Source organism: Mesorhizobium sp. M7A.F.Ca.US.002.01.1.1 (assembly GCF_004022955.1).
GTDB classification, from domain to species: domain Bacteria; phylum Pseudomonadota; class Alphaproteobacteria; order Rhizobiales; family Rhizobiaceae; genus Mesorhizobium; species Mesorhizobium ciceri.
On record NZ_RZQE01000223.1, the window covers coordinates 1 to 9,355 of the forward strand.

A 9,355-nucleotide genomic window follows, 5' to 3' on the forward strand; every position below is an offset into this window, starting at 1 on the left:
GGTCGGTGCATCGGTGGCGCGCGTGCTGCGCGACAAAGCGGTGGAACTGACCCGCCAGTGCGGCCGTGACGTGATCGTCACCGCCGTCTCGGCGCGCGACCACAAGCGCGATCGGGGCGTCGATTTGAGCTCTGCAAAGTGGTTCGACGATCCGGTCAAGATGGCCCAGACCGCAGAAATCGACGTGTTCGTCGAACTGATCGGCGGCGACGAGGGCCCGGCGCGCTCATCGGTGAAGACGGCACTCGAAGCCGGCCGTCACGTCGTCACCGCCAACAAGGCGCTGCTGGCCAAGCATGGCGTGGCGCTGGCCGAGATCGCCGAGAAGAAGGGCGTGCTTCTCAACTACGAGGCGGCGGTGGCGGGCGGCATTCCCGTCATCAAGACGATGCGTGAGGCGATGGCCGGCAATTCGGTCACCCGCGTGTTCGGCATCCTCAACGGCACCTGTAACTACATCCTGACCCGCATGGAGGCCGAGGGCATCTCGTTCGATGCTTGCCTGAAGGACGCGCAGCGGCTGGGCTATGCCGAGGCTGATCCGACCTTCGACATCGAGGGCCACGACACGGCGCACAAGCTGTCGATCCTGACCAGCCTTGCCTTTGGCACCAGGATCGCCGCCAACGACATCTACATGGAAGGCATTTCCAACATCACCCAAGCCGACATCCGCGCGGCCGCCGATCTCGGCTACCGGATCAAGCTGCTGGGTGTCGCCCAGCGCACCGAGAGCGGTATCGAGCAGCGCGTGCATCCGACGATGGTGCCGACCGCATCGGTCATCGCGCAGGTGCATGGCGTCACCAATGCGGTGGCGATCGAAACCGACATTCTGGGCGAGCTGCTGCTGTCCGGCCCCGGTGCGGGCGGCAACGCCACCGCATCGGCCGTCATCGGCGACATCGCCGACATCGCCAAGAGCCGGCCAGGCTTCCAGCATGGTCCGGTCTTCGGCCGGCCGGCCAAGGAGCTGAAACCCTACAAGAAGGCGCAGATGCGCAGCCATGCCGGCGGTTATTTCATCCGGCTGACCGTGCACGACCGCATCGGCGTGTTCGCGGCAATCGCCAAGCGCATGGCCGACAATGACATCTCGCTGGAATCGATCGTCCAGCACGCAGTCAACGGCGAGGCGGCGGCACAGAAGACGGTGATCCTTGTCACCCACGAGACGACGGAGGCCGCCGTTCGCAAGGCGGTAGACGGCATCACCAAGGACGGACATCTGACCGACAAACCGCAGGTCATCCGCATCGAACGGGCAGGGTAGCTTTGTCCGACAGTCGCGCGGGACAAGAATTCCGCAGGCATTGAGGTCCGGTCTGGAGGCAGGCAGCTGCCACAGACCGGAACGAATTCGCGTCGACGCCGTTCTCTTGGTCACCAACCAGAGGAACCGCTTCATGGCTGACACCAACAAATCCGACACCCCCGATATCGACGACATCCAGAAGACGTTGGAAAAGCAGATTGCCGAACTGCGCAAGGAGATCACCAAGATCAACAAGAGCATTTCGGCGCGGGGCGCGGAGATGCTCGATGACGCCAGCGAACAGGCGTCCGAGTTGTACGACACCGCGGCGAACCGCGCTTCGCGTACGGCGCAACAACTGCGCAGCCAAGCCCAGGCTGTTTCGGAAGTCGCGCGCGAGAATCCTGGTACGACGACAGCTTTGGTCGGCGTGATCGGCCTGCTCGGCTTTCTGGCCGGCTTCGCCATTGCTCAATCGACGAACGATACCTCCCGCCGCTGGTATTGACCGCAGCGCAATAGGGCCGGGCTTCCGGCCTTTTCTATTGTTTTCAGCAAATCACTTTTAAGGAGGACACCATGGCTTCGTCAGCGTTGATCGGCATCCTGATCACATTCCTCGTCATCATCCTCGTTCTCTATCTGGTTCAACGCCTGCCGCTCGATGGCCGGATGAGACAAATAGTTCAGGTCATCGTCATCATCATCGGCATCATTTCGCTGCTCAAATACCTCGCGGTTTTTTAGGCCGCGAAGGCCGCCATTCTCACCGTTTTAAGACTGGCCCGGCGCGTGGCGATCGGGCCGGTCGTGTTTCAAGACGTAGTTTAATCGATTGATATTGTTGGATATTCGATAATATTCGTGGCAGGTCTTGCCGTTGTCATGCTCGTTTGACAAAACAGGCCCGCCTCCGGCGGGAGGCCGCATTGCCAACGAGGAAATCACCAGATGAATGTGGCCCAGAACATCGTCGCCGGCCTTGACCGGATACTCACCATGGAACTGGTGCGCGTCACCGAACGGGCCGCCGTCGCGGCCGCCAGGCTGCGTGGGCGCGGCGACGAAAAGGCGGCCGACCAGGTCGCCGTGGATGCCATGCGCCAGGAACTCAACCGGCTTTCCATCAGGGGCACGGTGGTGATCGGCGAGGGCGAGCGCGATGAAGCGCCGATGCTCTATATCGGCGAAGAAGTCGGCTCCGGCAAAGGTCCGGCGGTCGATATCGCGCTCGATCCGCTCGAAGGCACGACGATCTGCGCCAAGAACCTGCCCAATGCGCTCGCCGTCATCGCCATCGCCGAAAAGGGCAGCCTGCTGTTTGCGCCCGATGTCTACATGGACAAGATCGCCATCGGTCCGGGCTATGCGGACGGCGTCATCGATATCGATGCCTCACCGGCCGAAAACATCGCCAGCCTCGCCCGCGCCAAGGGCGTGGCTATTTCGGACATCACCACCTGTATCCTCGACCGGCCACGTCATGCCAAGCTGATCGATGCCGTGCGCGCCACGGGTGCCGCGATCCGGCTGATCGGCGACGGCGATGTCGCCGGCGTCATCCACACCACGGATCCGGAAGAAACCGGCATCGATATCTATCTCGGCACTGGCGGAGCACCCGAGGGCGTGCTGGCCGCCGCCGCGCTGCGCTGCACCGGCGGCCAGATGCAGGGCAGGCTGATCCTCGACACACCGGAAAAGGTTGCTCGCGCGGCAAAGATGGGTATTTCCAATCCGAAACGGGTCTATCGGACGGAGGACATGGCGCGCGGCGATGTGCTGTTTGCGGCCACCGGTGTCACCGACGGCAACATGCTGGCTGGCGTCAAGTTCGGCCACAATTACATCACCACCCACACGATCGTGCTGCGCTCGTCGTCGCGGACGGTGCGCGAGATCAAGGCACGCCATCAGGACCTGGATAAGTTCTGACGCTTGCTTGCGAAGCCACCTTGCAATTGTTAGCCATTCGGGCGCACCCGATATTGGCTGCAAGGATTTGACGATGAAACCGTTCGACTGGCACGCGGATCCGATCTCGCGCGCCACCGCCATCACGCAGTCTTATCGCAACACCCAGAATGTGCGTCGCTTTCTCATCCGGGAATGCAGCTACGCATTCAGCTTCGACCGGCCTTTCATGGCCTGGCTCAAGGACGGTGTGGAAACGCCGATGGGCGATGCGGCCGACGAATGGCTTCGGCGCCAGGCTGAAAAGCGGAAAGCGCAGTTTTCTTGACACTTCCCGGACGGCGCACACCGTGAATCGCTTGGCTTTGCCTGCCTTTGGCCTATAGAGCGTCGCATGAACGTGACACGATTTAAATCGTTGCCAATGCAGGTCGTCGCCCCAAAACCGCTGCGCACTTTTGGGCGACATGCACTATCGTGCGGCCAACGATGAGTTGGCAAAGCGTATGACCGGCGAAAAGCGCCTCTTCCTCGATGTCAGGCAGTCGGTATCAGGGGTTTCCTGGGAGCACCGGCTGACCGAGCGGCAGGACATGATCGCGCTCGCCATCGCGCAAGGCTACGGGGTACCCGATATCGTAGCACGGGTGCTTGCCGGCCGCGGCGTCACCGCCGAGCAGACCGAGCGGTTTCTCGATCCGACGATCCGCGATCTTCTGCCGGATCCGGCATCGCTGACCGACATGCACAGGGCGGCGGCCCGGATCGCCGCCGCGGTGATGGCCAGGGAAAAGGTGGCGATCTTCGGCGACTATGATGTCGACGGCGCCGCCTCGTCGGCCTTGCTGAAGCGGTTCCTCACGCATTTCTCGGTGCCGTCGGAAATCTACATCCCGGATCGTATTTTCGAGGGCTATGGCCCCAACCCCGACGCCATGCGCGAACTTGTTTCGCGTGGCGCGACACTGATCGTCACCGTCGATTGCGGCACCAACAGCGCCGCTTCCATCGATGCCGCCAATGAGGCCGGGGCCGATGTCGTGGTGCTCGACCACCACCAGGTCGGCGGTGCCTTGCCGGCGGCAATCGCTGTCGTCAATCCCAATCGCGACGACGACCTTTCCGGGCAGGGCCATCTCTGTGCCGCCGGCGTGGTCTTCCTCGCCCTTGTGCAGACGGCCAGGATCCTGCGTAGCCGCATGGCCGATGCTACGCCGCCGGACCTGCTTTCGCTGCTCGATATCGTGGCATTGGCCACCGTTTGTGACGTGGTGCCGCTGACCGGCGTCAACCGTGCCTTCGTGGTCAAGGGGCTGCAGATGGCGCGCCAGCAGAAGAACGAAGGGCTCGCGGCACTGGCACGGGTGTCGCGCATCGGCGAGCCGATCAGCACCTTCCATCTGGCCTATCTGATCGGCCCGCGCATCAATGCCGGCGGACGCATCGGCGATGCCGCACTTGGCAGCCGGTTGCTTGCGACCGACGACCCGGTCGAGGCGCGCACCATTGCCGAGACGCTCGACCGGCTCAACCAGGAACGGCAGCTGATGGAGCAGGAGATGCTCGCGGCGGCGCGCGCCGAGGCCGATGCGGAGCTCGCCGGCGGCAATGGCCCGGCTATCGTCGTCACCGCCAGCAACAGCTGGCATCCGGGCATCGTCGGTTTGCTCGCCTCACGGCTGAAGGATCATGCCCGCCGGCCGGCCTTCGCCATCGCCTTCAACGCCAACGGCATCGGCACCGGCTCGGGCCGCTCGGTCTCGGGTTTCGACCTCGGCCGGCTGGTGCGCGAGGCGGCCATTGCCGGTCTGATCGTCAAGGGTGGCGGGCATGGCATGGCGGCGGGCATCACCGTCGAGCGGGCGAGGCTTGGTGAGCTCAGGGCTTTTTTCGAAGAGCGGGCGGCAGCCGACGTGTTTCGCCTGCAGGGCGAGGAAAGCCTGGCCATAGACGGTGCGCTTGCCGCTGAAGGCGCGACACTCAGCCTGCTCGACGCGCTGGAACAAGCCGGACCTTTCGGTGCCGGGCACGTGGCCCCTGTTTTCGCGTTGCCGCGCCACCGGTTGGCCGATGCGCGGCCGGTCGGCACCAATCACATCCGCGTCGAGCTGCAATCGGAAAGCGGCGGCCGGATCCAGGCGATCGCCTTTCGCGCCGTCGATACCGCGCTTGGCGAATTCCTGTTCAAGAACCGGGGCAAGACAATCCACGTCGCCGGTTCGCTCTCAGGAAATTACTGGAACGGCAACCGCACCGTTCAGTTTCGTATCACCGATGCGGCTCGTGCGTAGGTTTTGATCAGGCGAGAACTGTCTGCAGCCGGGTCAGTTCGCCGATTTGCGCCATCGTCGCCTGATAGCCGAGCTTGATCGCCTCGTCGGCGCGGTGGAACTCGGTCAGGCCGATATGGCTGAGCTTCGGCTGTAGCGACATGTCTGGCGGATCGCCGGCAAGTCTTGCGCGCGAAATGCGGTCCTGGATGATGTTGAAGGCCTCGACCATGACGCCGGTGATGCCGAGCCGGGTCTGATGCGACTGGTGTTCGGGATCGCCATGTCCGGCCCTCGGCGCGTCCTTTTCGACGACCAGTTCGCCAGCGCTGTGCTTGATGACGGCGGCACGGCCGAACAGGTCATAGTGAAGGTTGACCGCCACGACGAGCGGCTGCTCGTAGGCGCGGCAGACCGAAACCGGTACGGGGTTGACCAGAGCGCCGTCGACCAGCACGCGGCCGTTGCAATTCACCGGCTCGAACACGCCGGGAAGCGCATAAGAGGCGCGCATGGCGGTGATCAATGAGCCGCTCGACAGCCAGATTTCGTGGCCCGTGCGGATTTCGGAAGTGACCGCGACGAACGGCTTGGCAAGGTCCTCGAAACGAATGCCGGCCATGTGCTCGCGCAGCCTTGCATCGAGTTTCATGCCGCCGAACAGGCCGCTGCCGCGTAAATTGAGATCGAGCAGGCCGAAAATGCGGCGCTTGGTCAGGCTGCGGGCGAATTCTTCGAGCTCGTCCAGTTTGCCGGCGAGATAGCAGCCGCCGACCAGCGCGCCGATCGAGGTGCCGGCGATCATCGATACTTCGATGCCGGCTTCATCCAGCGCGCGCAGCACGCCGATATGCGCCCAGCCGCGGGCGCACCCGCCACCCAAGGCGAGGGAAATGCCTGTTTTCTTTTGGGAGTTCGTTTCGGACGCGCCGCCTGACGAGGACAGGCCGTTGGCCTCCCTGACATCTGGTCTGTTACGCAATGACGCCCACTCGAGCATCATGATCTCCCTTGTCCCACGGCTACTATACGAGCGGGGCGTATCGAAATGATGAATCTGTGTCGTTGGTGTCAGGCAGAAGGTTCAAGCTGTTGGTTTCCGATACGTGTTTTCCGCATCGAACAGCGGCTTGCTGCCGTCGATGGCAAGCGTCCCTTTGCCGTCGACCAGCCCCACCGTCCGATAAAAGCATGAACGCCGGCCAGTGTGACAGGTTGCGTCGTGGCCCAACACTTTGACGCGCAACCATATGGCATCCTGGTCACAATCCGTGAGCATCTCGACGACATGCTGAAAATTGCCTGATGTTTCGCCCTTTTTCCAAAGCGCGCTGCGCGAGCGCGACCAGTAGTGGGCGATGCCGGTCTCAAGCGTCAGCGCCAGTGCTTGCGCGTTCATATGCGCAACCATCAACAGCATGCCGTCCGCGGCGTCTGTCACGACGACCGTGACCAGCCCGGCTGCATCGAAGCGCGGCGAAAACACCGCGCCTTCCTCGAGAGCCTTCTTGTCCGACGGAGCTTTTGGAAATTCCAGTGCCGACATCGCCGGTCCTTATTTTGATGGCCGGCGAGGGCCGATCAGACCCCGCCGCCGCGCACCATGGTGACGAAACGGACCTGCTCTTCGGGCGTGTCCTTGAAAACGCCGGTGAAGGTCGAGGTCAGCGTGGTTGATCCCTGCTTGCGGATGCCGCGCATGGCCATGCACATGTGCTCGGCCTCGATCATGACGGCGACGCCGCGCGGATTGAGCACGTCCTGGATGACGCCGGCGATCTGCGCCGTCAGCGCCTCCTGGGTTTGCAGGCGGTGGGCGAAGATATCGACGACGCGTGCGATCTTGGACAGGCCGACGACCTTGCCGTCCGGAAGATACCCGACATGCGCCTTGCCGATGATCGGCACCATATGGTGCTCGCAATGCGAATGGAATGTGATGTCCTTGACGATGACCAGGTCATCGTAGCCGGCGACCTCCTCGAAGGTGCGGCCGAGCTCGTCGGCCGGGCACATGTCGTAACCACCGAACATTTCGCGAAAGGCCTTTGCCACCCGCTTCGGCGTGTCGACCAACCCTTCGCGGTCCGGATTGTCGCCGGTCCAGCGCAAAAGCGTGCGCACGGCGGCTTCGACTTCGGCTTCGCTTGGCCGGTCGGTGACCGGCTTTTCCATATAGGCTGACTGTGGCATTAGCTTCTTGATGACGGCATCCATAAAGGCGTCTCCCGTAGTCCCTCTCGGCGGAGGAACGAGTTGAACGGACCACGACCTTTCGGTGTCGGAAACTCGCCCCGTTTCCAGCCCCGTAAGCGGCGTGAACTTCCCGGCAAGGACATTGGCTTTCGTCGTTCTTGTCGATACCGGACTGCCAGCATTATATAAGGTCATAGCGAGCGAAAGGAAGACACGACAGCGGCAATCGCTGTTCGCTTGGCGGCGACGGATTGGAAAATTATGATAAACGACGTCTACAACGCGAAAATTCTCGGTTTTGCCGGAAACATCGCCCGCATCGGCCGTCTCGATCATCCTGACGCGACCGCCAAGGCGCACTCCAAGCTATGCGGTTCGACCGTCACCGTCGACCTCAAGATGCAGGACGGCGTCGTCACGGATTTTGCCCATGACGTGAAGGCCTGCGCGCTCGGCCAGGCGTCGTCATCGATCATGGCGCAGCATGTCGTCGGCGCGAGTGCCGAGGAATTGCGCGCGGTGCGCGACACCATGCTGAAGATGCTCAAGGAAAATGGCGCCCCGCCGGACGGCCGCTTTGCGGATCTCAGATATTTGGAGCCGGTGCGCGACTACAAGGCGCGGCACGCTTCGACCATGCTGACTTTCGATGCCGTGGTCGACGCGATCGGCCAGATCGAGAAGAAGCGCGCCGAAGAAGCGGCCTGACCTTGGGATTTGGCCGTCCACGGTGCGCAGGCTTCGCGCAGGCGCCCAAAATCTTTGTTGCCACGGCTTGGCATTTGGCTGGACAGGAACCGGGCCAGAAGGGTTTAAGCCTGCGCTTCCAGCGCCCGCCTGCTTTCGGCAAATTCACTTCTGAGCCAGTCGGCGAACGCGGCGGCCGGCTCCGAGAGGTCGTGCAGGTTTCTGGCCACCAGCCAATAGGCGCCGGATGCGACGTCGATGTCGAACGGCTTGACCAGCGCGCCGGATGCGATTTCCCCGCCGATCTGCAACAGATCGCCCAATGCCACGCCATGTCCGAGCAAGGCGGCCTGCTTTGAAAGCGACGCATCCGCCAGCATCGGCCCGCGCGCGGGCACGGCGTCGGCGGGCACGCCGGCCGCTTCGAACCAGCGCACCCAGCCCTGGCGATTCTCCTCGTGCAAAAGCGTGTAGCGGCCAAGATCGATTGGCTTCCTGAGGGCAGGGCCAGAAGCAAGCAGCGCCGGCGACAGGACCGGCGAATCGACCGTCGAGGCAAGCCGCTCGGCCTGGCTGCGCGGCCACGAGTCGGCATGCGCGCTGAAGCGCAAGGCAAGCTCCGGCTGATCGCTGCGGAACTCGATCAGCCTTGGATCGACCTCGAGAGAGACGTCGATGTCGGGCCGCAATTGGCGAAAGCGGTTGAGCCGGGGCACCAGCCACACGGAGGCAAGCGACGGCTCGACACTGACACGGACCACGGACTGCGCCGGTGTCGCCACCAGATCGCCAAGCAAGGTATCGATGGCGTCGAAACTTCTGACAAGCTGATCCAGCAGACGCCGGCCGGTGTCGGTCAGTTCGACTCGTCGATGGTGACGTTCGAACAAGGGTCGATGCAGGAAGATTTCGAGCTCGCGGATCTGCCGGCTGATCGCCGCCTGCGAGACGAAAAGCTCCTCGGCCGCCCGGCTGAAGCTCAGATGCCGGCCCGCCGCCTCGAAGCTCCTCAATGCCGTCAGCGGCAGGCGCC

General features: G+C 63.1%; 11 protein-coding genes. 7 read left to right on the top strand and 4 right to left on the bottom strand.

The annotated features are described in order from the left end of the window. The 6 genes from EN932_RS20675 to recJ form a co-directional block, all read left to right on the top strand. On the top strand, positions 1-1,273 hold a 1,273-nt coding region (locus tag EN932_RS20675; RefSeq protein WP_164890550.1), incomplete at its 5' end, for a homoserine dehydrogenase. A gap of 133 nt (positions 1,274-1,406) precedes the next feature. Next, positions 1,407-1,763 (top strand): hypothetical protein, encoded by a 357-nt coding sequence (locus EN932_RS20680; protein WP_024505708.1) that lies wholly within the window; start codon positions 1,407-1,409, stop codon positions 1,761-1,763. A gap of 71 nt (positions 1,764-1,834) precedes the next feature. Continuing rightward, positions 1,835-2,002 (top strand): Thivi_2564 family membrane protein, encoded by a 168-nt coding sequence (locus EN932_RS20685; RefSeq protein WP_013531988.1) that lies wholly within the window; start codon positions 1,835-1,837, stop codon positions 2,000-2,002. 204 nt (positions 2,003-2,206) lie between these two features. Beyond that, positions 2,207-3,190: a class II fructose-bisphosphatase gene (gene glpX / locus EN932_RS20690; protein WP_013531987.1), complete on the top strand. Its 984-nt coding sequence runs from the start codon at positions 2,207-2,209 to the stop codon at positions 3,188-3,190. Positions 3,191-3,263: 73 nt separating this feature from the next. Beyond that, on the top strand, positions 3,264-3,497 hold the full coding sequence (locus tag EN932_RS20695) for a DUF6434 domain-containing protein (RefSeq protein ID WP_128369028.1): 234 nt from the start codon (positions 3,264-3,266) through the stop codon (positions 3,495-3,497). A gap of 178 nt (positions 3,498-3,675) precedes the next feature. After that, complete coding sequence (gene recJ, locus EN932_RS20700; protein WP_063167873.1) at positions 3,676-5,460, top strand: single-stranded-DNA-specific exonuclease RecJ; 1,785 nt, start codon at positions 3,676-3,678, stop codon at positions 5,458-5,460. A 7-nt stretch (positions 5,461-5,467) separates the two neighbouring features. On the opposite strand, the gene EN932_RS20705 is transcribed toward recJ, so the two are convergent. From EN932_RS20705 to folE, 3 genes are all read right to left on the bottom strand, one after another. Then, positions 5,468-6,442 (bottom strand): patatin family protein, encoded by a 975-nt coding sequence (locus tag EN932_RS20705; RefSeq protein WP_206519243.1) that lies wholly within the window; start codon positions 6,440-6,442, stop codon positions 5,468-5,470. An 81-nt stretch (positions 6,443-6,523) separates the two neighbouring features. Beyond that, positions 6,524-6,985 carry a phosphoribosyl-AMP cyclohydrolase gene (gene hisI / locus EN932_RS20710; RefSeq protein ID WP_013531983.1) on the bottom strand — a complete coding sequence of 154 codons (462 nt, stop codon included), beginning with the start codon at positions 6,983-6,985 and terminating at the stop codon, positions 6,524-6,526. 35 nt (positions 6,986-7,020) lie between these two features. Then, positions 7,021-7,656: a GTP cyclohydrolase I FolE gene (gene folE / locus EN932_RS20715; RefSeq protein WP_013531982.1), complete on the bottom strand. Its 636-nt coding sequence runs from the start codon at positions 7,654-7,656 to the stop codon at positions 7,021-7,023. Positions 7,657-7,896: 240 nt separating this feature from the next. Between folE and EN932_RS20720 the strand changes: the two genes are divergently transcribed. Continuing rightward, entirely contained in the window at positions 7,897-8,343 is a 447-nt protein-coding gene (locus EN932_RS20720; protein ID WP_013531981.1) for an iron-sulfur cluster assembly scaffold protein, read from the top strand. Positions 8,344-8,447: 104 nt separating this feature from the next. On the opposite strand, the gene EN932_RS20725 is transcribed toward EN932_RS20720, so the two are convergent. Next, the coding region (locus EN932_RS20725) for a LysR substrate-binding domain-containing protein (RefSeq protein WP_128369029.1) at positions 8,448-9,355 on the bottom strand (908 nt) is incomplete at its 5' end.

Bases quoted from the DNA above. Each gene is read 5' to 3' on its own strand.
- glpX (WP_013531987.1), top strand. From the start codon at position 2,207: ATGAATGTGGCCCAGAACATCGTCGCCGGCCTTGACCGGATACTCACC.
- EN932_RS20680 (WP_024505708.1), top strand. From the start codon at position 1,407: ATGGCTGACACCAACAAATCCGACACCCCCGATATCGACGACATCCAG.
- folE (WP_013531982.1), bottom strand. From the start codon at position 7,656: ATGGATGCCGTCATCAAGAAGCTAATGCCACAGTCAGCCTATATGGAA.
- EN932_RS20705 (WP_206519243.1), bottom strand. From the start codon at position 6,442: ATGATGCTCGAGTGGGCGTCATTGCGTAACAGACCAGATGTCAGGGAG.
- EN932_RS20685 (WP_013531988.1), top strand. From the start codon at position 1,835: ATGGCTTCGTCAGCGTTGATCGGCATCCTGATCACATTCCTCGTCATC.
- EN932_RS20720 (WP_013531981.1), top strand. From the start codon at position 7,897: ATGATAAACGACGTCTACAACGCGAAAATTCTCGGTTTTGCCGGAAAC.
- recJ (WP_063167873.1), top strand. From the start codon at position 3,676: ATGACCGGCGAAAAGCGCCTCTTCCTCGATGTCAGGCAGTCGGTATCA.
- hisI (WP_013531983.1), bottom strand. From the start codon at position 6,985: ATGTCGGCACTGGAATTTCCAAAAGCTCCGTCGGACAAGAAGGCTCTC.
- EN932_RS20695 (WP_128369028.1), top strand. From the start codon at position 3,264: ATGAAACCGTTCGACTGGCACGCGGATCCGATCTCGCGCGCCACCGCC.